We start from the raw sequence: 23,738 nt of genomic DNA, 5'->3' as shown, positions 1-23,738 counted from the left end.
CAGCTCCTACAGGGTTCGTGTTGTTCGCGAATTCGCGTACGACGGTGTTCTTGTAGGAGCCGGCTTGCTGGCGATGGTCGCGACTCGGTCCGAAGCCAGACAATCAACCCTTGAGCTTCGCCCAAATGCGGTCCTGCAACTCACGCGCCTTGTTGCTGCATTCCTTCTCCGGGCGCAGGCGCGAGGCGAATTCGTCGGGCATGTTGATGGCGTCCATGACTCGCCACTTGGCGTCGATCAGCTTGTCGCTCTGGATGCCGTTGGCGTAGGCAATGGCGTTGGACACGGCGGCGGCGTTTTCCGGTTTCATCATCCAGTCGATGAAGATCTTCGCGTTGCCGGGGTGCGGTGCGCTTTTCGGCACGGCGAAGTTGTCCTGGAACATCGCCAGGCCTTCTTTCGGATACACGTACTTAATGGTGTTCTTCTGCAAGGTGGCCCGGGCGGTGGAGCCGTTCCAGTTCTGCATCATGATCACTTCACCGGAAGCCATGCGGTCGACGGTGTTGTCCGAGCTGTACATCTTCAGGAAGGGCTTCTGTTTTTGCAGCAGCTCGAGAATGCGCTTGGCGTCCTGCGGGTTTTCCGTGCATTCGTCGACGTTCAGGTAATGGCTGGCGGCGTTGATCACGCTGCTGGAGGTGTCGAGGGCAGCCAGCTGCCCTTGCAGTTCCTTGCGCGGTTCGAAGAACTCTTTCCACGAATCGTCCAACTTGCCGCCAGGCACCCGCGCGCTGTCATAGGAGAACCCGGTGCTGCCCCACAGGTACGGTGCCGAGAATTTGCGGCCAGGGTCGAAGCTTGGGTCGCGGAACGCTGGCTTGACGTACTGGAAGTTGGGCAGGGTCGAGGCGTCGATTTGCAGCAGCAGGTCCTGGTTGATCAAGGTGCGCATGATCGACTGCGACGGCACGATCACGTCATACGCCGCACCACCGGCCTGCAATTTGGCCAGCAGGGTCTCGTTGCTGTCGTAGCCGTCCATGGTGACCTTGATCCCGGTCTCCTTTTCGAACTTGGCCAGCAGGTCGACCGGGTAGTAATCGGTCCAGTTGTAGAAGAACAGCTCCTTGGGCTCGGCGGCCTGGACGCTGAATGCGGTGAAGCAGCTCAGGGCCAGACTGGCAACGGCGAAACGCAGGCTTTTCACTTTCATGGACGAACACTCCAGGCTCATTGTTGTTTGCCGCGCTGTCCCAGCCAGAAGGCCAGCACCACCAGCACGATGGAAATCACCAGCATCAAGGTCGAGATCGCATTGATCTCCGGCGTCACGCCGGCCTTGATCGCCGAGAAGATGTACACCGGCAAGGTGGTCGAACCGGGGCCGGCAACGAAGAAGGTCATGATGAAATCGTCGAGGCTGACCACGAACGCCAGCACCGACCCGGACAGCACCGCCGGCCACAACAGCGGCAGCGTCACCCGGCGGAACACTTGCCACGGGTTGGCGTACAGGTCGTTCGCCGCTTCCAGCAGACTCTTGTCCAGGTCATTGAGCCGCGCGCGAATCGGCAGGTAGGCGAAGGGAATGCAGAAGCCGATGTGCGCGACGATCACTGTCAGCAACCCCAGCTTGATCCCCAGCGCCATGAACAGCAGCAGGGTGGCCACCGCGGTGACGATCTCCGGCAGGATCAGCGGCAGGTTGATCCCGCCTTCGACCATCTTCTGGCCGTAGAACGGCCGGTAGGTCGCCAGCGCCGCGAGCAAGGCAATCGCCGTGGCACAGACCGTGGCGATGCCGGCGACGATGATCGAGTTCAGCGCGGCGGTCTGGATCGACGGGTTGGCCAATATCCGTCCGTACCAGGCGAACGAGAACTCGGTCCACACCGTCGCCGAGCGGTTGGCGTTGAAGCTGTAGGCGATCAACACGAAGATCGGCAGGTACAGGTAGGCCAGGATCAGCAGGCTGACTTCCCGGGTCATTGGCAGTTTTTTCAGGTGCAGGGCGATCATGCGGTGGCTCCCCGACGAAGAGTTTTGGCGGCGCTGCGGCTATAGAGGGCGTACAGCACCAACGACAGCAGCAAAATCCCCAGCAGCAGGAACGACAGCGAACTGCCCAGGGGCCAGTTGCGCGCGGTGCCGAACTGTTGCTGGATCAGGTTGCCGATCATCAGGGTCTTGCCGCCGCCGAGAATCGCCGGGGTGATAAAGGCCCCCAGGCTCGGCACGAACACCAGCAGGGAACCGGCAATCACTCCTGGCATCGACAGCGGCAGGATGATCCGCCGCAGTGCGTGCCAGCGATTGGCACCCAGGTCATAAGCGGCCTCCACCAAACGCCAGTCGAGTTTTTCCAGGGTCGAGTAAATCGGCAGGATCATGAACGGCAGGAAGCTGTAGACCAGCCCGACGCTGACCGCGAAGTCGTTGTAGAGCAGGGTGATGCCGCCGGCACTGGGGAACAGCGCGTTGAGGCTCTGGGCGACCCAGCCCTGTTCGCGCAGGATGATCAACCAGGCGTAGTTGCGGATCAGCAGGTTGGTCCAGAACGGGATGGTGATCAGCAACACCATCAGGTTGCGCCGACGCGGGGTCAGGCTCGACATCCACAGCGCCACTGGAAAGCCGAACAGGAAACACAACACCGTGGTGCCACCGGCCTGGAACACCGAGCGCAACAGCGCCTGGGCGTAGACCCAGTTGAGCTCCAGCTCGCCATCGAAACCTTCCTGGAAAAACAGCTGCACGTAGCTTTGCAATTGCCAGTCGGCCTGCCAGTCGACGCCGCCATAGACGTTGCGCGGTAGCAGGCTGATGTAGCCCATGATGCCCAACGGAATGGCGATCAGGGCCAGCAGGGTCAGGACCACCGGGCTGAGCAACAGCGCGCGGTTGAGGGCTGGGGAAGTGCTGCTGACGCTCATCTCAGGCCTCCATCAACAGGCAGGCGTGGGGGGGCAGGTTGACCGCCACCCGATCACCGACGCCACGGTTGCGATTGAGGCCCTCGTTGTTCTCGCGCAGCATGACCTTGATGTCGTTGTTCAAACGGCACTGGTACAAGGTCGCGGTGCCGACGTACAGCACGGCTTCGATCACGCCGCGCAGGTGGTGCGGTTGCGCCGGGTCGACCAGTTGTGAACGTTCCGGGCGGAATGCCAGTTGCACCTTGCCATTGATGCCCTGGGGCGGGCAGGGGATTTCCACCGGCATGCCATTGGGCACGAACAGGTTTTCATTGTGCTGGCCGCGCTTGAGGTGGCCGGGCAGGAAGTTGATATCGCCAATGAACTGCGCGACGAACTGATGCTGCGGCCGTTCGTAAATGTCATTGGGCGTGCCGACCTGCAGGATCTTGCCAGCGGACATCACCGCAATGCGATCGGACAGGGTCAGGGCTTCTTCCTGATCGTGGGTGACGAAAATGAAGGTAATCCCGGCTTCCTTCTGCACTCGCTTGAGTTCGACCTGCATTTCCTTGCGCAGCTTGAGGTCCAGCGCCGACAGCGGCTCGTCCAGCAACAGCACTTTCGGTTTCGGCGCCAGGGCCCGTGCCAGAGCCACCCGTTGCTGCTGGCCGCCGGACAATTCGGCGGGTTTGCGCTTGGCCAGGTGCTGCATTTGCACCAGCGCCAGCATTTCATCGACCCGCTGCGCGATCAGCGTGCGATCAAGACCCTGCATCTCGAGGCCGAAGGCGATATTCTGCGCAACACTCATGTGCGGAAACAGCGCGTAGCTCTGGAACACCGTGTTGACTCGACGCTTGAACGGCGGCAGATCGTTGACCGGTTCACCAGCCAGGCGAATCTCCCCATCGCTGACATGCTCGAAGCCGGCGATGGTGCGCAGTAAAGTGGTCTTGCCACAGCCGGAAGGGCCGAGCAGTGTGAAGAACTCGTTATCGGCAATGTCGACTGAAACGTTGTCCAGAGCGGGTGCCAGCCCTGGATCGTCGGAATACCGCTTGGAGACATTACGCACTTCGATTGCAACTGGATGACCCATAATGGTGCATTCCTCTAATTATTGTATGCAAAATCTGGATGCAATTTAGAAATACCCGGATTAACCTGCTCGTGCAACCCCCTTTTTCAAGGCTGTTGATTCGCCTGGGGCCGGTCGCACAGCACTGAAGGAGTCTTCGAATGGCGGAAAAGAAACTGGAAACCACGGTGGACCGCGTCTACCAAGGGGTTTACGAGGCGATCAGCAAACGCTCGCTGCGTCCCGGCATGAAGCTGGGCGAGGCTTCGTTGGCCGAACTTTTCAATGTCAGCCGCACGTCAGTTCGTGCCGCGCTCAAGCAATTGGAAGCCGATGGACTGGTCACCACCGAGCCCAATAAAGGTGCGTCGGTGTCGCTGCCGAGCGACGAAGAGATCCGTTCGTTGTTCGAAACCCGGCGCCTGGTCGAGATCGGCATCGTCAGTGAATTGTGTCGTCGGCGCGATACGGCGGTGACCCGGGATTTGCGCGATCACTTGCTGCTCGAGGATGAAGCGCATCGCAACGGTGACCACGAACGTTTGATCCACCTGCTCGGCGAGTTCCACATCAAGCTGGCCCGCAGCCTGAACAACCCGGTGTTGCTCGACTGGTTCCAGAAGCTGATCTCCCGGGCCTCGCTGTACGCCGCCGCGCTCGATGACGACAGCCACGAAGCCTGCCGCGACGACGAACACCTGCGTTTGATCGAGTACATCGAGGCGGGCAACCAGAGCGCGGCGATCGAGCTGACGTGCATCCATTTGAATGGCATCGAGAAGGCGATTCTGGATGTGGCGGCGACCTTGAAAAGTAGCTACAACCCGCTCAAGCATTTGATTGAGGTGTAACCATCCGGTCTGAATCTGAAGAAGCAATCTGTGAGGGCGGGCTTGCCCGCGATGAGGGCCTGACAATCAGCTACGCTGCTATCGCGGGGATGGCGGCGGCAGAGAAGCCTGGCGCCTAGAGCGGGAAAACTCCTACATATCAATTACACCAATCAAAGACGCGTCCTACGCACAAAAAGGAAACGTCTTATTTTCAGCACGTGTCAGCTTCCCTAAAGCTGTCGAGCACTTGAACGAGGGATGGAAATGAAGCCTCCCCGTATGCTCTCAGGGAGGTCTGTACATGAGCACCGCACCAACCGTTTTCTTCAACCACAGCCGCCATAAACTCTGGGTCCGCAACCTCGAGACCCGCCTCGATGTCCTTGCCTTCCGCGGCGAAGAACGCCTCAGCCAACCCTTCACCTACGAGATAGAGTTCACCAGCGCCGAGCTCGATCTCGAAGCCGAACAGCTGCTGGGCAAGGACGCCTCTTTCAGCTTGCACGCCGCGCCATCGAACGTCGCGCCGATGCCCTGGAAAGTGCCCGAGGTCAAACCGTTGCGCACGCTGCACGGCGTCATCACCGGCCTCAAGCGCCTGTCCGCCTCCCGTGACGAAGCCCGCTACGAACTCACCCTGCAACCGCGTTTGGCCTTGCTTGAACGCGGCCGGCAATACCGCATCTACCAGGATAAGTCAGTACCGGAAATCGTCGAAAGCATCCTGCGCAGCCGTCACGACCTCCGAGGCCAGGACTTCCTGTTCCGCCTGGTGCGTGAATACCCCCGGCGCGAACAGGTGATGCAGTACGGCGAAAGCGACCTGGCCTTCATCAGCCGCCTGCTGGCCGAAGTGGGCATCTGGTACCGCGTCACCAGCGACCAACGCCTGCACATCGACGTCGTGGAGTTCTGCGACGGCCAGCGCGGCTACCAGTTCGACGTCGAGCTGCCGCGCTTCCCGCCCGCCGGGCTCAGCAGCGATGCGGACCGTGTGTGGGACCTGCAAACCCATCACCAGGTGGTGGAAAAACACGTCAACGTCCGCGCCTATCACCCCCTGGACGCCAGGGCCCACCTCGACGCCGACGTCGACCAGACCCGCGGGGCGAAAATCACCTACGGCGAGGCCTACCACTACGCCGAGCCCTACCGCGTACTCGGCGGCGCCTACGATCTGCACGAAGACCTGGCAACCGAAAGCGGCTACTTCTACGCACGTCTGCGCCACGAGCGCTACCTCAACGACCAGACCCGCCTGAGCGGCATCAGCAGCAGCGCCACCCTCGCACCGGGCCAGGTGCTGACCATCACTGGCGGCGGAGCACCGCAGGCCTTTACCCCGCGGTGCGCGATCATCGCCGTGCGTACCCGTGCCGCCCGCGATGCCAGCTTTGAGTGCCGCTTTGAAGCCATGCCCTATTCGGAAACCCTGTGCTTTCGCCCGCCACTGCTGCCCAAACCACAAATCGCCGGCACCGTCCCGGCCCGGGTCACCAGCGGCGAAGCCCACGACAAATACGCCGAAATCGATCTGCGAGGTCGCTACAAGGTCAACTTCCTGTTCGACCGCGACCCGTGGAAGCTCGGCGAAGAAAGCATGTGGCTGCGCCAGGCGCGCGCTTACGCCGGCGACACCCACGGCCTGCACCTGCCGCTGATCTGCGGCACCGAAGTGGCCATCGCCTTCGAACAGGGCGACCCCGACCGTCCCTACATCGCCCACGCCCTGCACGACAGCGAACACCCGGACCCCGTGACCCTGCGCAGGCGCGACCACACCCGCAACGTGCTGCGTACACCGGCGAACAACAAGCTGCGCATGGAAGACCTGCGCGGGGAGGAGCACGTCAAGCTCAGCACCGAGTATGGCGGCAAGAGCCAACTGAACCTGGGGCATTTGGTGGATGCCACGAAGAAAAAACGCGGGGAAGGGTTTGAGCTAAGGACGGATGATTGGGGGGCGCTGCGCGCGGGCAAAGGGTTATTCATCAGCGCCGATGAACAGCCCAAGGCTGCTGACGATGTACTCGCCATGGCGCCGGTCAGCCGCCAGATCGAAAGCGCCCGCCAACAAATGGCCCAGTGGCAGGACATTGCCCAGGCCCATAACAGTCGACCACCCGCCATCGACGGTCTGCAGCAACTACAAACGGACGCCAAAGACCTGTCCGCCCCAGCCATCCTCTTGAGCGCCCCCGACGGCATCGGCGCGGTCACACCGGCCAGTCTGCTGCTCAACAGTGGCGACGGGATGTACCTGCAAAGCCGTGACGACATCCACCTCGCCGCAGACCAGCGCCTGTCGGCACACGCCAAAAAAGGCATCTCACTGCTCGCCCAGCGCGAGGGCATGCGCCTGGTCTCCGGCGAAGGCCCACTGGAAATCGAATCCCACGGCGATCTGATGAACTTGATTGCCCAGCGGGATATCACCGTGCAGTCGGTGCAGGGGCGCCTGAAGTTGTTGTCCGAAAAAGGCATCACGATTGGCAGCGGAAATGCGGCGATCCACCTCGACCCGGAGGACGGAATCCTTTTCGACAGTCACGCCAAGATTCGCTCCAGGGGGCAACACATCTGGGAGGGGCCTGGTGGCCAGCGTTTTCCGTTGGCGGTGTTGCCCAAGTCGGTGTGCGAGGAGTGCCTGAAAAAAGCTCGAAGTAGAGCCATTGGTTTGTTGATGCGCCAAGGTTGATTGAGGAGACATACAGATGAATACGCCTATCCAATGGCTGGAGCAGATCGAACAGGTGTGCGCCTTGGCTGGAGTACAAGAAGTTGATCTTTTGCTTGATCAGGCCGCCTGGAGCAAACGCGCCGTTCCCGGACTGCAACAACTGAACCCCAAGGCGCCATGGTTCTCATTGTTCACGGGTATGCCGGAGGAAAAGTTGCTGGACCAGGCCCCGCTGTTGATGCGGCTGGACCTGACCATCTGGCAACACAGGGCCTGGCTGGAAGAACTGATTGAACACGGCGCGTCCGAGGCCCGGCTGATGGTAGTGGTCTCGTCCTTGCGGTTTGAAGAACTCAGTCATGCTTTGCAAGCTCTGCTTCAAATGCAGTGGGGCGAACGGGCCGGCTTGTTGCGTTTTTACGACCCGCGAATCTTTCCCGTGCTGATGAATTCCATCCTCACCAGCGAACAGCGCGCCGAGTTCCTGCAAGTCGCCCACTGCTGGGGCTGGCTAGATCGTGACGGCCAGCCGCAATGGAGGCCGGGCACTCGCCTGAAGAAGCAGACGGGCGTCGAAGTCAGTCACTTTGTAAAACTTAGCGATGAGCAATGCGCACGGATTAAGTGTATCAGTGAGGTTCAACAACTGCTCACTGGCGGTGAATTCGATCATCTGGATAACTCTCGGGAAAAGCGTTTCGCACTGTTGTATTCAATTTTAACTGAAGTAGGTAGGGAAAATTACTTAGGGGGGGTTGAGGATTACGTATTTCATAGATTGGAAGTCTCTAAAAACTCTGGTTCGTTGTAATTCGTATTAGTGTAAGTGGGAGTGAGGTATGAGGCTGAGTGTGTTGTTTTTCATGTTTGTTGTTTTTGTGGTAAGTGGGTGTCGCCAGATGACGTATTACAAGGCAAATCCAGAATATCCGGGGGAGACAGTAATACCTGGGGCCAGCAAAAAAATGACAAGTGGAAGAATCTGGGTGTCCGGAATTCGGCCGGAGGAAGATATTTATGGTCGGCTTGCAGAGATAAGTCAGGAGCGGGATTTTATAATTGACGGGTATTACCGAAACCCTGAAATAACGCGCTCTGTCGACCTTGAAGTCGTATTTGAAATTATTCCTTACGTCCTGCCAGTGATGATGCCCGTAGTTAAAACGTCAACTAGTGGTGATGTTCATGTGCAGATTAAGGGGGTTGAAATCGATGGTAAAGTGGCTTATGTCATTCCTAGGTATAATGCGAAATATCCATTAAAAAAAATAACAATAAATCGTAGCGATATGCAGCCCCCAACGCTTTTAGTTGAGAAAGAGTCTTCGGAAGCGGAGGGCAAAAATGGTATTTATGCGGCGATCACACTGCGGTATGCGGACCTTGAAGTTCATGATAAAGAAAAATGCGCTGGAAAATCATCGTTAGTATTGTCTCCTGTCGAAATTTCGAAAAATTATGGTCGGAGTGACAGTGTTTTCAGTGAGGGCTTTTGGGGGCAGGCTGAATACAGATATTTAAATGATAGTGAATTTAAACTGCATTTTGATTTGTCTGAAAGTGAGGTATGTCTATTGCCAATTGATAGGTCTGTATAGTTTTCCGGTCAGCATCGAGTTTCTCGGAGTACAGGTTACTGTCGCTTCGGTCGGCATCGCCCATGCAGCCTGAAATGAAATAATGAGTGAACGGTGAAGGAGATAGTTATGAAAAAAACATGGGGGAGATGGTTGTTTGGCTTGTTTGGACTGGCGTTATTTGGATGCTCCACGGCGGAAAATGAAATGGCCGGAGGTAATCTACAAGCGGTTAACCATACTCTGCATGCGATTAATTGGTTTTCGGTGAATGGGTACAGAGCTCACGGCGGTGGTGGAAGTTCGTGCTGTATTATTCTGCCGACCAAATGGCGTCCGGGGTTGAAGGCTAATATCGAATGGGAAGTTGATCCTGACCCTTTTGCAGAGTCGCCACCTCTCGGGACAAATGAGTTCAGGGAGTTTATGGAAGTTCATAAAGCTAACTATCGGCACTATAGCGCTGTGGTGGTTATTCCAGAGTGGGTTGGAACGGATTCGTGTGGTTTAAGTGTGCATTTTTTAACTTGCAATAAAATAAAAGTGACAACTTCGTGTTGGGGGTACGGATCGCCGAATAACCCAATTAAAGAACCTAAGCAGGTGAAGGAGCCAGCTGTATGTCCGAAGTGAAAAACAATTCAAGCGCCAAAGTCTGGGTGCCGCCCGCTTTTCCGATGGAGGGGCGTTTGCCAGGCAATGTTGTGACCGTGACGGCTAATTACAAAAAGCAAATCGCCGAAGAGGTTTTTCACCAACGAGGCGTCAACTCCAAAGGGCAGTCCCAAGGGTTCGATTGCAGCCACAGCCTGCACATCAGTCTGTTCTTCGATGGCACTAACAATAACGAGTTCAACGATACGAAAAACAATCATCCGAGCAATATCGCCAAACTCTTCCATGCGTCGATTCAAGATGATGATGCAAAGGCGGAAGGCTACTTTTCTTACTACATGCCCGGTGTCGGCACACCGTTTCCGGAAATTGGCGAACTGGATTACAGCGAAAATGGGCTGAGGTTCGCGACGGGGGGTGAAGATCGGATCAACTGGGCGTTGGTACAGGTAGCCAGTGCGCTGTCCTATGCACTGAACAACAAAGTACAAATTAACCGTACAGACGCTAAGCACGCGGTCAAAGAAATGAGCACCTGGCAGGCACCGCTGATGAGCGTCCTGGGGAATGGCAAGCGACGGCGAGTCATGAACGGGCTGCTAGGACCCTTGGAAGCTTGCAAAGAAAAGTCCCGGCTACCAAAGGTGCTTGGAATCAAACTGTTCGTATACGGCTTCTCGCGCGGCGCCGCAGAAGCTCGTACCTTCGTGACCTGGCTGAGCCAGCTATTCGATACGCCAGCCGGCGCTGCTCTTCCGGAACAACGGCTGATCGGCTTGCCGGTCAGCGTCGAATTTCTCGGTGTGCTGGATACCGTCGCCTCGGTTGGCATCGCCCATGCGGCGCCTTTTTTTGCGGGTCACATGGACTGGGCCGACAACAGTCAGTTGCTGCCTGACGCCGCGAAATTTCCGAACTTCGTCAGATGCTGCCGGCACTTCGTCGCGGCCTTCGAGCAGCGCTCGTGTTTTCCGCTGGACTCTATCCGCAACGAGGACGGTCAGTACCCGCTCAAAACCTATGAAGTGGTGTACCCCGGTGTGCATTCCGATGTTGGGGGTGGCTATCCACAGAATGATCAGGGCAAAGCCCGAGGCGGCACCAATGAACTGGTGTCACAAATCGTCCTGCATGACATGTATGCCGAAGCCTTCGCTGCTGGTGCCCCCCTCAAAGTGCCGGAAGCAGTGTTACCAGAAACTTTGCAGGACCAAAAGGCGTGGCGAATATTGGGGTTAGATACGAAAGAGGAGTTCGATATCAATTCGCAAGTAATCGAGCGCTTCAACGCCTGGCGCCACACCCTCCCAGGCATCACCACCGACACCCCCACCCACACAAAACCCTGGGAGTACAAACCACAGCAACTCGGCATCACCGTGGAAGAAACACTGGCCGATCAACTGGGCTGGATCACCGGTTGGCGCATCGGTCGGTACGCCGATGACCCGTTGCAGAATAACGACAGCTACAAACATCAGCCGTTCTTCATCCAGGCCAGTGAAGTCACTGTGTTCGACACCAGTGATCAACGTGAGGCCTATGAAAAACAGAAAAAAATCATTTTGGCCAATCGGCTGAAAACGCCCGCGGCGGCGACGAACCACCCCGGCCCGCCCATCTATGAACCGCAGATCGACAAGACCCAGCTCAGCCAGGCGGCGGCGGAGTTCAAGCGCGACTACAAGGGCTTCGACCGTCAGCAGACCAGTGCGGTCGGCACGATCACCGATGTGCTGTTGCGCGACGCCATCTATCTGCTCAACGAAAACGATGAGTTGCAAGACCACGCTGCGATCAAGGCGGCAGGTGAACGGCGCACCAAACAATTGTTCAGCGATGCCCGGGGCACGCCCAGCAAGGACCCGCGCATGGCGCTGGTGGTCGCGTTGTTCGATGACCAGATACACGACTCACGCGCCTGGTTCATGCATGACGCGTTGGGTTCGCGTGAGATATGGGCGGGCTACTTCTTCTATCGCATGACGTATTTCGGCAATGACAACAGCCGGGACCTGTCACCGGTGGTAGTGGCCGGGCGAATACTGGGCGTTGCGATGCTGGCCGGCGCAACGGTGTACGGCATCAAACGGGGTGGGGCGTTGGGCGGGGTTGGCGGGCTGGTCGCGGGTATCGGTGGTGCCAGCATCGGCTATCAAGTGATCGACAAGGCGCGCGGTGTGGCGCTGCCGTTCCTGCCGGAGGCCGCGCAGTTGCTGAAACCGACAGCGCATATCGGCAAGGTGGCGGCTGAGCTGAAGCAGCAGATTGCCCAGGAAGACTATGCGCAACGCATCGACCGCACCACCGCCTTTCTGCGCGAAGCGGGCAGTCTGTTCGAACTCACCGGGGAGGTCGTCTGATGTTGCCTCTGGTACGTGTGGGGGACTCGATGAGCCCTTTCGGTGGTGAAGTGCTTGAAGGTCACTACGAGGCATTCGGCCAGCCGGTTGCCTGCGTGGGGGATCAGGCCCGCTGCGATTTGCACGGCCTGACGCACATCGCAGAGGGTACCTCGGTGGCGATCATGGACGGCAGGCTCGTGGCCCTGCACGGGTATGAGTGTGATTGCGGTTGCACCCTGGTCAGCTCGCTTGCGGCTTCGTTCATGGTCGTGGCGCCATGAATCGCGCGCCGCAGTACCCGGACCTTGTCGAACCGCGTGAACCGCATTGGCGCCGTTGGTGGCTGGTTTTGCCGTTGCTCTGGGGGTTGCAGTCGGCGGTTTTGTTGTCGTTATGGCCAGAGGAGCAGCCAAGGGGAGAACTGTGGATGTGGAGTGCAGTCATGCCTTTTTGCTGGGTGTTGGCCCTAGCGCTGCGCGTGTTGGGGTGGCAAATCTGCCTGTTCAACCGCGATGTGTATCGACGCACGGTGGAGGCTGCGGTGCAGCGTTGGTGGGGGCGTCGCCGCTTGGGTTTGCCGGTGGAACACGTGCTGCTCCTGGGGCCCGTCGGCGATGAGCAAATACATTACAACGGCTTGATGGCCGGTGTTCCCGCCCCCAAGCCATCGAAGCCCGACGGCGCTACACAGCGCATGTTGCGCTGCCCGGTGTCGCTGGGTTCGTCCAGTGAGCGTGCGCCAGCATTGGCCCGGCGCCTGGCCAGGATGACGCTTGAACTCCCCGAGTTGAAACAACGCTGGCCGTGGTTGCGCGGGATCGCCTGGATCGGGGATGAGGCCAGTCAAAGTGCGTATTTAACGGCAGTGGCCAAGGGCGACGTGGCGTTGCCCGAAGCGCGCATGCCTTTGGATGACCTGGCCGATCTGGACACGCTCATTGATGCGTTTCACCACGACTGTCGCGATGAGGCGGATTGGTTGCTTTGCGCCGGGGTGGTCTCGGTGCCGAGCGCTGGCGAGCCGGATCTTCCCGGTGAAGCTGGATTTCTCTGGCTGGTGAGCCACCAGGGGCGGCAGTTATTGCACAGGGGCGAGTACTTGTTGAGTGAGCTCGACGAGTCTCCCGCTGAGCTCTGTGTCCAGATCCAGCGCTATGCCGGGTTGGACGCAGCACCGCCCGATTGCCTGGCGCTGGATAAAACCAGCCAGGGCACTTTCCTGAAAGGTGGCTGGCAGTCTGGCGAACATCAATTGTCCGGGTACTGGGGCGTGTTGGCGCAATTGGCGCCTTTCATCGGCATGTCCCTGGCGTTGTTGCAGGCAAAGGAGGCCGGACAACCTTGTGGTTGGCTGAGTCAGGACGGAAACGATCGATTGGCTATTGGAATGGCGGTGCCTCATGGCAATGAATAAGCAAGCGAGCGAAGGCTCACTGATGAAGGTGGGATTAGGCTATCTGCTGGTCGTGACGGTCGTGGTGGTGTTCGGTTGTCTGCTGTACGACTTGACCCACGAGTACATCGGCTGGCCAAGGCTGCCCCTCAAATCGTTGGCGCTGTGGGGGGGTGGAAGCTGGTTTGCCTTGTGCTGGTTCTGCCCGGTGATATTGCTCGCCTGGGATCGATTGGCGGTGGCTCGGGCGATGCGCGTGACGGGCGCGGCTGTTGATGCACCGATTTCGCCATTCAGCAAAGAGCCCGTTCCGGACGACGATTCATGGGTCGCTAAGTTAAAGGAACACCTGCACGAAAATCACGGTTTCCTTTGGCGCCGCAAAATCCGCCTGCTGCTGGTCGTCGGCGAACCCGATCAAATCGCCGCCATCGCCCCCAACCTGAAAGATAAAAAATGGCTTGCCGGCCACGACACCGTTCTGCTCTGGGGCGGCAGCACCCAAACCAAATTCGCTGATGGCCGCTTCAGCTCGTGGCAAGGCCTGAGCCGCTGGCGCGGTCTCGACGGCGTGATCTGGGCCTTGAACAAAGAGCAGAGCATGGACGCCAGCGCGATGGACGCCGGTGTGCGTCACCTGCAAGACCTGGCGCGGCAATTGCGCTGGCAGTTGCCGTTGCACCTGTGGCAGGTCTGCGACAGTGGATGGGAACAGAACAAGCGCCAGACCCAGGCCATCGGTTGTTGGCTACCGTCACAGGTGACGCCGCTGGCCTTGGAAAGCGGGCTGGAGAGCCTGGTGCAACCCCTGCGCGACGGTGGTTGGTTGCAGATACGGGGCGCGATGAACCATGACTTCCTGCTCCGTCTGTCTCGCGATCTGCAGGCCGAGGGCATTGCCCGTTGGCGGCAAGTTCTGGCGCCGTTATTCCGGGTGTTCGACCGTGGCGTGCCGTTGCGCGGGTTGTGGTTCAGCCTGCCAGTGCAGGGTGGTCAAGAAACTAAAGAAAATACGGATAACCTTTGGCACGCCACACCGCCCTGGGACGGCGTGCTCGATGACAAAAGGGTTCGCCCTGAGCGCCTCGGCTGGCCCGTGACCCGCATCGCGCAAACCCTGATGCTCGCCCTGACTCTGGCCTGGGGCGCCGGCCTGCTGCTGTCCTTCGTCAGCAACCGCGTACACATTGCCCAGGTGCAAACGACCCTGGCGACCCTGCAACACTCAGCCACCCGTGACGAACAATTCCTCGCCCTCAACGAGCTGACCCGCGAACTCGGCCGCCTGGATTACCGCGCCACCCACGGCACGCCCTGGTACCAGCGCTTCGGCCTGAACAAGAACACAGAACTCCTGCAACTGCTCTGGCCCGCCTACGTCGAGGCCAACCAGCGCCTGCTGCGCGACCCGGCCGTGGCCAGCCTGCAACAACAACTTTCTGCCCTGATCCAGTTGCCCGCCGACAGCCCCGAACGCCTCAAGCGTGCGCCCCAGGCCTACGAACAACTCAAGGCCTACCTGATGCTGGCGCGGCCGGAAAAAGCCGACGCGGCCTTTCTGGTCAAAGTGATGGGCTCGCTCGAGCCGAGCGCCGACGGGGTTTCGCCGGGGCTGTGGCACGGCCTGTCGCCGCTGCTCTGGCAGTTCTATGGCGAGCAGCTGGCGGCGCACCCGGACTGGCGCATCGCCGCCGATCCGCAGCTGGTGGCGCAGGTGCGCCAGATGCTCCTCGGCCAGTTGGGCCAGCGCAATGCCGAAGCCAGCCTGTACCGCCAGGTGCTCGACGCCTCGGCCAATCATCACCCGGCGTTGGGCCTGGCGCAGATGGTCGGCGACACCGAGGCGCGGGCGTTGTTCGTCAGCCCGGCCAGCGTGCCAGGGGTGTTTACCCGCCAGGCCTGGGAGGGCCAGGTGCGCCCGGCGATCGAGGCCGTCGCCCAGGCGCGGCGTGAGGAAATCGACTGGGTGCTCAGCGACCGGCCGGGCGACATCGCCGCCGAGTTGACCCCGGACATGCTGCGCGAACGCCTGACCCGGCGCTACTTCCAGGACTACGCCAGCGCCTGGCTGAAGTTCCTCAACCGCCTGCGCTGGCAGCCGGCCAACAACCTGGGCGAGGTGATCGACCAGATGACCCTGATGAGCGACCTGCGCCAGTCGCCGCTGATCGCGCTGATGAACACCCTGGCCTACCAGGGCCAGGCCGGCACCCGCAGCCAGGCGTTGGCCGACTCGCTGATCAGCTCGGCGCAGAAGCTGATCGCCCAGGCGCCGGCGCCGCTGATCGAGCAGGCGCAGCAGGGCCCCCAAGGCCCCTTGGACGCCACCTTCGGCCCGCTGCTGGCCCTGCTCGGCAAGACCCCCGAAGGCCAGAGCGATAACGAGCGCCTGAGCCTGCAAGCCTTCCTCAACCAGGTCACCCGCACCCGCCTGACCCTGCAGCAGGTGAACCACGCCGCCGACCCGCAGGACATGACCCAGACCCTGGCGCAGACGGTGTTCCAGGGCAAAAGCATCGACCTCACCGACACCCGCGCCTACGGCAGCCAGCTCGCCGCCAGCCTTGGCGCGGAGTGGGGCGGCATCGGCCAGACCCTGTTCGTGCAACCGCTGGAACAAGCCTGGCAGCGGGTCCTGCAACCCTCGGCCAGCAGCCTCAACCGCCACTGGCAACGGGCGATCGTCAGCGAATGGCACGAGGCGTTCACCGGGCGCTACCCCTTCGCGGTCACCGCCAGCGACGCCTCGCTGCCGATGCTCGGGCAGATGATCCGCGCCGACTCCGGGCGCCTCGAGCAATTCCTGCAGCGCGAACTGGGCGGCTTGCTGCGCAAGGAGGGCAGCCGCTGGGTGGCCGACGCCCAACACAGCCAGGGCCTGCGTTTCAATCCGCAGTTTCTCACGGCGATCAACCAGCTCAGCCACCTGGCCGACGTGCTGTTTACCGACGGCGGCATGGGCCTGAGCTTCGAACTGCAAGGCAAACCGGTGCGCGACGTGGTGCAAACCACCTTCACCCTCAATGGCGAAAAACACGAGTACTTCAACCAGAAGGAAAGCTGGCAGCGCTTCAACTGGCCGGGTCGCAGCCAATACCCCGGCGCGAGCCTGACCTGGACCAGCGTGCAGGCCAACGAACGGCTGTTCGGCGACTACGCGGGCACCTGGGGCCTGATCCGCCTGCTGGAACAGGCACAGGTCACGCCGCTGGACGATGGCGACAGCCGTTTTCGCGTGGTGCTCAAGGCGCCGGATGGCATTGGCCTGACCTGGTATTTGCGCACTGAGCTGGGGGCGGGGCCGATGGCGTTGCTGAAGTTGCGCGGCTTTAAGTTGCCGACGCAGATCTTCCTGGCTGAAGGGGCGGCGGCAGCACAAAACGGGAGGTTTAAAAAATGACAATGCACAAATTGTTTGCCCGATGCCTTGGCGAGCGCGACTCAGGAATCTTTTTATGAGCAAGGACAATCTGACACTGCATTACTTCGACGCCGAGATGCGCTATCTGCGTGAGGCTGGCCAGGAGTTTGCCCAAGCCTTTCCAGACCGGGCGGCGCAACTGAATCTGGACAAGCAGGGCGCTCGTGACCCCAATGTGGAACGCCTGTTCGAGGGCTTTGCCTTCCTGATGGGGCGCTTGCGCGAAAAACTCGACGATGACCTGCCGGAACTGACCGAAGGCCTGGTCAGCCTGCTCTGGCCGCATTACCTGCGCACCATTCCCTCGCTCTGCATCGTCGAGCTGGCACCGCAGCTGGAGCAGATGAAGCGCAGTGAGTTGATCGCCACTGGCTTCGAAGTGCTGTCGCAGCCCATCGGTGCGCAGCGCACCCGTTGTCGATATACCACCACCCAAGACCTGACACTGCAGCCGCTCGCCCTGGAGTCTGTGCATATGGGCCATGAGCCGGACGGGCGCTCAGTGCTACGAATGCGTTTCGCCCGCGGGGCGTTGAGCCCCTGGAGCGAGATCGACCTGAGTCGCTTGCCGCTGTACCTGAATGCCGACGCACCGCTGGCCAGTGCGCTGCACCAGGCACTGACCCTCAATGCTCAAGCCTTGTATGTACGCCTGCCTGACCAGGCGGGTCGTACTTTGCTGGACGGTTATTTTTCGCCCAAGGGGTTTGCCGATGACGATCGATTGTGGCCCAAGGGCGACAGCGCCTTCAGCGGCTATCAGCTGTTGCTGGAGTATTTCACCTTCCGCGAGAAGTTCATGTTCGTCACCCTGTGTGGACTGGAGCTTGTGCTCATCAAGCCAGGCGATCTCTGGTTCGAACTGGAGGTGGTGTTACGCGAACCGTGGCCGCAAGCGTTCAACCTGAGCACCGGGCACATCCGCTTGCATGCGGTGCCGGTGATCAATGCGTTCACACTGGAGTCCGACCCGCTGGCGCTGCAGCCGCTACAAACCGACTACTTGCTTCGCCCCATGCGATTGCAGGACGGTCATACCGAAATCTATTCGGTGGATCAGGTCACTACGTCGAGTAATGGCGACCGCCAGGACTACATACCGTTCAGCAGTTTCCGCCACAAGGGCGGCATGTTGCGGGATGAGATGCCCGAGCGTTATTTCCATACCCGTTTGAAACGAGGCGCCAATGGCCTGCATGACACCTGGCTGATCCTCGGCGGCGATGGTTTTGACAAGGACCGGCTAGACGTGAACCAAAGCCTGTCGCTGCGCCTGACCGGCACCCATGGCCAGCTTCCGCGCAAAGCGTTGCAAGGCACACTGCTCGATACGCTGGCACAAACTTCAAAGATCGGTTTGCAGGTGCGCAATCTGTGCGCACCCACATTGCCGTGTTACCCGCCGAACCGCGACCGCTTCCACTGGCGAGTGCTCAGCCACCTGGGCTCGAACTTCCTGCCGATGCTCGACAATGCTGACGTATTGCGTGGCACACTGGCGTTGTATGACTGGACGGACGACGAACTGAACCGGCGGCGCCTGGCGGCCATCGTCGAGGTCAGGCACCACCTCCTGCAGCGTTTTGAAAACGGCTTTCTGCTGCGCGGTGTCGACATCGAAGTCACACTGGATGCCAACGGTTTTTCCGGCGAAGGTGACATCAGCCTGTTCGGTGAGATGCTCCATCGCTTCTTCGGTTTGTACGCCGACATCCACCTGTTCAACCAGCTCACGCTGGTCCTTCAACCTTCTGGAAAGTGTCTGCGATGGCCCGAGAATCACAGTCAGCGTATTCCCGGCTGAACACCCAGGCGCTCTTCCACAGAGGGGTTTGCCACCCACAGATTTCGGTCGTTCCCGATAGACCGCGAGAATCAGCTACCCTCTATGAAACCATTGTCATCCGCGAAGCTCGAAACAAACGGGTGCAGTTACCGGGGCGCAGAGCGAGTCGATGCAGTTTCTAGAAGATAACCACGGGTGTGCCGGCTGGAACGGCGAAATGGCCGGGCGCATCCGTGCATTCGACTGGAGCCGGACCGAACTTGGCAGCCTCGAAAACTGGTCCAGGAGCCTGCGCAGTGCGGTACAGCTGATGCTCGCGTCACCGCTGCCGATGGTGATGCTCTGGGGCCGGGCCGGCTACATGATCTACAACGACGCCTATTCGATATTTGCCGGCGGGCGCCATCCCTACCTGTTGGGTTGCGCGGTGGAGTTGGGCTGGCCGGAAGTCGCCGACTTCAACCGGCATGTGGTCGACACCTGCCTGGCGGGGGGGACCTTGTCCTACCGCAACAAACAGCTGGTGTTGCTGCGCGACGGCGTGCCCGAAGACGTGTGGCTGGACCTTTACTACAGCCCGGTTGCCGATGATGACGGTTACCCTGCCGGCGTTATGGCGATGGTGGTCGACACCACCGAATTCGTGATTTCCGAACGTCTGCGCCAGGCAGCGGAAAATGCCTATCGCGCCGACAACGAGCGGGTACGCCTGGCACTCAATGCCGGAGCCTTGCTCGGTTCATTCGTCTGGGATCTCAAGGCCAATACGCTTAGCGGCGATGAACGCTTTGCCCGCACGTTTTCCTTCCCCCCGGGGCAAAGCCTGAACAATTTGCCCCAGGATCTGGCACAAGCGCGTATCCATCCCGATGATCGCAGCTGGGTTGAGGAGCAGGTCAGGCAATCGATTCGGACCGGTGCGCCGTATAACGCCGAGTACCGGGTGATGCGTTCCGATGGCAGTTACCTGTGGGTGCTCGCCAGCGGCTGCTGCGAGTTCGATGAGCAGGGCCAGGCCTTCCGTTTTCCCGGCGTGTTGATCGACATCCACGAACGCAAGTCCGCCGAAGAGTCCTTGCTCAGGTTCACCCGCAACCTGGAGCAGCGCGTGGCCGACGAAGTCGAAGCGCGACTGGCGGCAGAAGAGCAACTGCGCCAGTCACAGAAGCTTGAGGCCATTGGTGGCCTGACCGGCGGCGTGGCCCACGACTTCAATAATCTGCTGCAGGTGATTGCCGGAAACCTGCACTTGCTCGCCCGTCATGAACCGGACAATGCCAACGTGCAGCGCCGGGTCAATGCGTCCATTGCCGCGGTTGAACGCGGTGCAAAACTGTCCTCGCAGTTGCTCGCGTTTGCCCGGCGCCAGCCCTTGTCTCCGGCGGTTTGCACGGCGCAGCAGATTTTCGACGGCCTGGGTGAACTGTTGCAGCGTGCGCTGGGGGAAACCATCCATGTTCACATGAGCACCCCGGTTGAGCCCTGGTCGGTCTTCGTCGATCGCAACCAGCTGGAAAACGCCATCCTCAACCTGATGATCAATGCCCGTGATGCCATGGAGGGCGAGGGCACGATTGAACTCAGTGCCGAGAATATCACTCTGGACCGCGGCTTCTGCCTGGGCAAGGGCATCGTTGCCGGTGACTACGTGCGGGTCACGGTTTCGGACAGTGGCCTGGGCATGTCGCCGCAAGTGCTTGGGCAGGCGTTCGAGCCGTTTTTCACCACCAAGCCCGATGGCCATGGCACAGGACTGGGCTTGAGCATGGTGTTCGGTTTCGTCAAGCAGAGTGGCGGACATATCGAGATGTCCAGCGTCGTTGGGCAGGGCACCCGGGTGCAGATGTATTTTGCGCGCAACCTGCGCTCGATGGACAGTGAACTACCCAGTGCCGATGTGCTGCAACGGGGCGCGAACGAGCGGATCCTGGTGGTCGAGGACAATGAGGCAGTGCGCGTTTCTACCGTGGAGCTGCTGCAAGAAGAGGGCTATCGGGTGCTCACCGCCGCCAATGCCGACGCGGCCATGCAGATGTTGCTGGAGGGAGCGGCGGTGGACCTGATCTTCACCGACGTGGTCATGCCCGGGCTGATAAAAAGCTCGGACCTGGCGGCATGGGCCAAGGTACAGAATCCCCCGGTGGCGGTGTTGTTCACCTCGGGCCACACCCGTGACATTATTTCGCGCAACCATCAGCTGAGCCCGGATACCCATTTGCTGAGCAAGCCCTATGGGCCGCATGCGCTGACCAGGATGATTCGTACCGTGCTCAACGGCTAAACATTTCCACACTGTACTACGGCTGAACACGTCCGGACTGTAGGCGCTGGCTTGCCAGCGAAGAGGCCCTCAAGTCTTGCAGGGATTTTGAGGCCGCCTTCGCTGGCAAGCCAGCTCCTACAGGTTGTTTTTTGAACCTTCCGATCAAGGCTACCCCATGACCGACAAGCGCACCTCCAACCCTTCCTCCGGCATGGTCAGGGTGCGCGGCGCCCGGGAGCATAACCTCAAGAACGTCGATGTCGACATCCCCCGCGATGCCCTGGTGGTGTTCACCGGGGTGTCCGGTTCAGGAAAGTCGTCCCTGGCGTTTTCGACGCTGTACGCCGAAGCACAGCGCCGCTATTTCGAATCCGTGGCGCCTTATGCGCGACGCTTGATCGATCAGGTGGGCGTGCCGGATGTCGATTCCATCGAAGGCTTGCCGCCCGCGGTGGCCTTGCAGCAACAACGGGGCACGCCGAGCACGCGTTCCTCGGTGGGCAGCGTGACGACTTTGTCGAGCCTGATCCGCATGCTGTATTCGCGCGCCGGCAGTTACCCGGCGGGCCAGCCGATGCTCTACGCCGAAGACTTTTCCCCGAACACGCCACAGGGCGCGTGCCCGCAATGCCATGGCCTGGGCCGGGTGTACGAGGTCACCGAGGCGTTGATGGTCCCGGACCCGAGCCTGACCATACGCCAGCGTGCCGTCGCCTCCTGGCCGATGGCCTGGCAAGGCCAGAATCTGCGCGACATCCTGGTGACCCTGGGCTACGACGTCGATGTGCCCTGGCGCGACCTGCCGAAAAAGCAGCGTGACTGGATTCTGTTCACCGAAGAAACCCCGACGGTGCCGGTCTACGCCGGGCTCACCCCGCAGGAAACCCGGGTCGCCCTCAAGCGCAAGATGGAGCCGAGTTACCAGGGCACCTTCACCGGCGCACGGCGCTATATCCTGCACACCTTCACCCATTCGCAAAGTGCGCTGATGAAGAAGCGCGTCTCGCGCTTCATGCTCGGCAGTCCTTGCCCGCTGTGCGAGGGCAAGCGGCTCAAGCACGAAGCCTTGTCGGTGACCTTCGCCGGCTACGACATCGGCGAACTGTCGCAGATGCCCTTGTTGCAAGTCGCTGAAGTCCTCAAGCCGGTGGCGGCCCGACAGTATCTTGACGAAGGGGAAGAGGGCGGTGAGGCGGGTGAGGTTTTGACCCACCTGCAGACCCGCCAGGCCCGTGAGCAACGCGTGGCCCACGGCGCCAGTGGTCACGCCAACGCCCCCGATGTGCGCCACACGCCGAATCTCTCGGTGGAAAAACGCCTCGCCGCGCAACGCATCGCCCAGGACTTGCTGGAACGGGTCAGCACCTTGATCGACCTGGGACTCGGTTACCTGGCCTTGGAGCGCAGTACGCCGACGCTGTCGTCCGGCGAGTTGCAACGCCTGCGCCTGGCGACGCAACTGGGCTCGCAGTTGTTCGGCGTGATCTACGTACTGGACGAACCCTCGGCCGGTTTGCACCCGGCCGATGGTGAGGCGCTGTTCGAAGCCTTGCAACGCCTGAAGGCGGCGGGCAATACCTTGTTCGTGGTCGAGCATGACCTGGAAACCATGCGCCGCGCCGACTGGTTGATCGATGTTGGCCCGGCGGCGGGCGAGCATGGCGGTCGGGTGCTGTACAGCGGTGCACCGGCGGGGTTGGCAGACGTGAGGGATTCGCAGACTCGCGCCTACCTGTTCGCCGAACATGTCAGCCAAGCCCGTCGCGCGCGCAAGGCCAGCGACTGGCTGCGCCTGGAAGGTGTCACGCGCAACAACCTGGACAACCTCAGTGTCGAGTTTCCGTTGGGCTGTTTTACAGCGGTGACCGGTGTGTCGGGTTCGGGTAAATCCAGCCTGGTCAGCCAGGCTTTGCTGGAACTGGTTGGCGCGCAACTCGGGCGCCCCGGCGTCGACAGTGAACCGCTGGAGGAACTGAGCCTGGAAGATGATGCTCCGACCGTCGTTGGCGGGCAGGTCACGGCGGGGCTGACGTCGATCAAGCGGCTGGTGCAGGTCGATCAGAAGCCCATTGGCCGCACACCGCGCTCCAACCTCGCGACCTATACCGGGCTGTTCGACAATGTGCGCAAGCTTTATGCGGCAACGCCCCAAGCGCAGGCGGCAGGCTACGACGCGGGGCAGTTTTCCTTCAACGTTGCCAAGGGCCGCTGCCCGACCTGTGAGGGGGAAGGTTTTGTCAGCGTCGAATTATTGTTCATGCCCAGCGTCTACGCACCCTGCCCGACCTGCCACGGCGCGCGCTACAACCCCGAGACGCTGGCGATCACCTGGCAGGGTCGGACCATCGCCCAAGTGCTGCAACTGACCGTTGACCAGGCCGTCGAGGTGTTCGCCGAACAAGCGGCGGTGCGCCGTTCCCTGGAGGTGCTGCGCGATATCGGCCTGGGTTACCTGCGCCTTGGTCAACCGGCAACCGAGCTGTCCGGAGGCGAAGCCCAGCGCATCAAGCTGGCCACCGAGCTGCAACGCAACCCGCGGGGGGCGACGCTCTACGTGCTCGACGAACCGACCACGGGCCTGCACCCACGGGACGTCGATCGCTTGTTGGAGCAATTGAACAACCTGGTGACAGCGGGGCACACGGTGATCGTCGTCGAACATGAAATGCGCGTGGTGGCGCAGAGTGACTGGGTGATCGATATCGGACCGGGGGCCGGGGATCAGGGTGGCAAGGTTGTGGTGGCGGGTGAGCCGCAGAAAGTGGCCAAGAGCAGAAAGAGCCGGACGGCGCCGTTTCTTGCCAGGGTCCTTGGTAAGGCTTGAGCCAATGTCGTTCTTGCGGGCCTCTTCGCGAGCAGGCTCGCTCCCACAATGGATCCGTGGCG

16 protein-coding genes are annotated in these 23,738 nt (G+C 60.5%); 12 read left to right on the top strand and 4 right to left on the bottom strand.

Going from position 1 to position 23,738, the window contains the following annotated elements; genetic code table 11:
* Positions 1 to 103: 103 nt before the first annotated feature.
* The 4 genes from CGA21_RS20535 to CGA21_RS20520 are packed head-to-tail and all read right to left on the bottom strand — an operon-like array spanning position 104 to position 3,960.
* Positions 104 to 1,156 carry an extracellular solute-binding protein gene (locus CGA21_RS20535; protein WP_188264919.1) on the bottom strand — a complete coding sequence of 351 codons (1,053 nt, stop codon included), beginning with the start codon at positions 1,154 to 1,156 and terminating at the stop codon, positions 104 to 106.
* Positions 1,157 to 1,173: 17 nt separating this feature from the next.
* The gene (locus CGA21_RS20530) at positions 1,174 to 1,962 is read right to left on the bottom strand and encodes an ABC transporter permease (RefSeq protein ID WP_020795454.1); all 789 of its coding nucleotides are present in this window, start codon (positions 1,960 to 1,962) and stop codon (positions 1,174 to 1,176) included.
* A complete protein-coding gene (locus CGA21_RS20525) occupies positions 1,959 to 2,876 on the bottom strand; it encodes an ABC transporter permease (protein ID WP_110753305.1) in 918 nt (305 codons plus the stop codon). The genes CGA21_RS20530 and CGA21_RS20525 overlap by 4 nt, the downstream gene beginning before the upstream one ends.
* Position 2,877: 1 nt before the next feature.
* Complete coding sequence (locus CGA21_RS20520) at positions 2,878 to 3,960, bottom strand: ABC transporter ATP-binding protein (RefSeq protein WP_188264918.1); 1,083 nt, start codon at positions 3,958 to 3,960, stop codon at positions 2,878 to 2,880.
* A gap of 140 nt (positions 3,961 to 4,100) precedes the next feature.
* Between CGA21_RS20520 and CGA21_RS20515 the strand changes: the two genes are divergently transcribed.
* The 12 genes from CGA21_RS20515 (at position 4,101) to CGA21_RS20460 (ending at position 23,676) form a co-directional block, all read left to right on the top strand.
* Positions 4,101 to 4,790 (top strand): GntR family transcriptional regulator, encoded by a 690-nt coding sequence (locus tag CGA21_RS20515; protein WP_020795451.1) that lies wholly within the window; start codon positions 4,101 to 4,103, stop codon positions 4,788 to 4,790.
* 283 nt (positions 4,791 to 5,073) lie between these two features.
* A complete protein-coding gene (locus CGA21_RS20510) occupies positions 5,074 to 7,470 on the top strand; it encodes a type VI secretion system Vgr family protein (protein ID WP_188264917.1) in 2,397 nt (798 codons plus the stop codon).
* Positions 7,471 to 7,486: 16 nt separating this feature from the next.
* Positions 7,487 to 8,263 (top strand): DUF4123 domain-containing protein, encoded by a 777-nt coding sequence (locus CGA21_RS20505; protein WP_188264916.1) that lies wholly within the window; start codon positions 7,487 to 7,489, stop codon positions 8,261 to 8,263.
* A 28-nt stretch (positions 8,264 to 8,291) separates the two neighbouring features.
* Positions 8,292 to 9,050 (top strand): hypothetical protein, encoded by a 759-nt coding sequence (locus CGA21_RS20500; protein WP_188264915.1) that lies wholly within the window; start codon positions 8,292 to 8,294, stop codon positions 9,048 to 9,050.
* 108 nt (positions 9,051 to 9,158) lie between these two features.
* Positions 9,159 to 9,662: a DUF3304 domain-containing protein gene (locus CGA21_RS20495; protein WP_188264914.1), complete on the top strand. Its 504-nt coding sequence runs from the start codon at positions 9,159 to 9,161 to the stop codon at positions 9,660 to 9,662.
* Entirely contained in the window at positions 9,650 to 12,007 is a 2,358-nt protein-coding gene (locus tag CGA21_RS20490; RefSeq protein WP_188264913.1) for a T6SS phospholipase effector Tle1-like catalytic domain-containing protein, read from the top strand. The genes CGA21_RS20495 and CGA21_RS20490 overlap by 13 nt, the downstream gene beginning before the upstream one ends.
* Positions 12,007 to 12,270 carry a PAAR domain-containing protein gene (locus CGA21_RS20485; protein ID WP_151142499.1) on the top strand — a complete coding sequence of 88 codons (264 nt, stop codon included), beginning with the start codon at positions 12,007 to 12,009 and terminating at the stop codon, positions 12,268 to 12,270. The genes CGA21_RS20490 and CGA21_RS20485 overlap by 1 nt, the downstream gene beginning before the upstream one ends.
* 140 nt (positions 12,271 to 12,410) lie before the next feature.
* Positions 12,411 to 13,403 carry a hypothetical protein gene (locus CGA21_RS20480; protein WP_033042373.1) on the top strand — a complete coding sequence of 331 codons (993 nt, stop codon included), beginning with the start codon at positions 12,411 to 12,413 and terminating at the stop codon, positions 13,401 to 13,403.
* Complete coding sequence (locus CGA21_RS20475) at positions 13,396 to 16,782, top strand: ImcF-related family protein (protein WP_223194203.1); 3,387 nt, start codon at positions 13,396 to 13,398, stop codon at positions 16,780 to 16,782. Before CGA21_RS20480 ends, CGA21_RS20475 begins: the two co-directional genes overlap by 8 nt.
* Positions 16,783 to 16,837: 55 nt before the next feature.
* Entirely contained in the window at positions 16,838 to 18,607 is a 1,770-nt protein-coding gene (gene tssF / locus CGA21_RS20470) for a type VI secretion system baseplate subunit TssF (protein ID WP_188264912.1), read from the top strand.
* Positions 18,608 to 18,758: 151 nt separating this feature from the next.
* Complete coding sequence (locus tag CGA21_RS20465; protein WP_188264911.1) at positions 18,759 to 20,870, top strand: PAS domain-containing sensor histidine kinase; 2,112 nt, start codon at positions 18,759 to 18,761, stop codon at positions 20,868 to 20,870.
* Between the two features lie 157 nt (positions 20,871 to 21,027).
* Positions 21,028 to 23,676, top strand: coding sequence for an excinuclease ABC subunit UvrA (locus CGA21_RS20460; RefSeq protein ID WP_188264910.1), 2,649 nt, complete (start codon positions 21,028 to 21,030; stop codon positions 23,674 to 23,676).
* Positions 23,677 to 23,738: the final 62 nt, after the last annotated feature.

The organism is Pseudomonas sp. PSB11, from assembly GCF_014596605.1.
Lineage (GTDB): Bacteria > Pseudomonadota > Gammaproteobacteria > Pseudomonadales > Pseudomonadaceae > Aquipseudomonas > Aquipseudomonas umsongensis.
Note: the sequence above shows the minus strand (reverse complement) of the source record. Positions and strands in the feature narration are given on the sequence as shown.

Coding starts and splice junctions, on each gene's coding strand:
- CGA21_RS20515 (WP_020795451.1), top strand. CDS start 4,101: ATGGCGGAAAAGAAACTGGAAACCACGGTGGACCGCGTCTACCAAGGG.
- CGA21_RS20460 (WP_188264910.1), top strand. CDS start 21,028: ATGACCGACAAGCGCACCTCCAACCCTTCCTCCGGCATGGTCAGGGTG.
- CGA21_RS20495 (WP_188264914.1), top strand. CDS start 9,159: ATGAAAAAAACATGGGGGAGATGGTTGTTTGGCTTGTTTGGACTGGCG.
- CGA21_RS20505 (WP_188264916.1), top strand. CDS start 7,487: ATGAATACGCCTATCCAATGGCTGGAGCAGATCGAACAGGTGTGCGCC.
- CGA21_RS20525 (WP_110753305.1), bottom strand. CDS start 2,876: ATGAGCGTCAGCAGCACTTCCCCAGCCCTCAACCGCGCGCTGTTGCTC.
- CGA21_RS20490 (WP_188264913.1), top strand. CDS start 9,650: ATGTCCGAAGTGAAAAACAATTCAAGCGCCAAAGTCTGGGTGCCGCCC.
- CGA21_RS20535 (WP_188264919.1), bottom strand. CDS start 1,156: ATGAAAGTGAAAAGCCTGCGTTTCGCCGTTGCCAGTCTGGCCCTGAGC.
- CGA21_RS20465 (WP_188264911.1), top strand. CDS start 18,759: ATGCAGTTTCTAGAAGATAACCACGGGTGTGCCGGCTGGAACGGCGAA.
- CGA21_RS20475 (WP_223194203.1), top strand. CDS start 13,396: ATGAATAAGCAAGCGAGCGAAGGCTCACTGATGAAGGTGGGATTAGGC.
- CGA21_RS20485 (WP_151142499.1), top strand. CDS start 12,007: ATGTTGCCTCTGGTACGTGTGGGGGACTCGATGAGCCCTTTCGGTGGT.
- CGA21_RS20520 (WP_188264918.1), bottom strand. CDS start 3,960: ATGGGTCATCCAGTTGCAATCGAAGTGCGTAATGTCTCCAAGCGGTAT.
- tssF (WP_188264912.1), top strand. CDS start 16,838: ATGAGCAAGGACAATCTGACACTGCATTACTTCGACGCCGAGATGCGC.
- CGA21_RS20530 (WP_020795454.1), bottom strand. CDS start 1,962: ATGATCGCCCTGCACCTGAAAAAACTGCCAATGACCCGGGAAGTCAGC.
- CGA21_RS20500 (WP_188264915.1), top strand. CDS start 8,292: ATGAGGCTGAGTGTGTTGTTTTTCATGTTTGTTGTTTTTGTGGTAAGT.
- CGA21_RS20510 (WP_188264917.1), top strand. CDS start 5,074: ATGAGCACCGCACCAACCGTTTTCTTCAACCACAGCCGCCATAAACTC.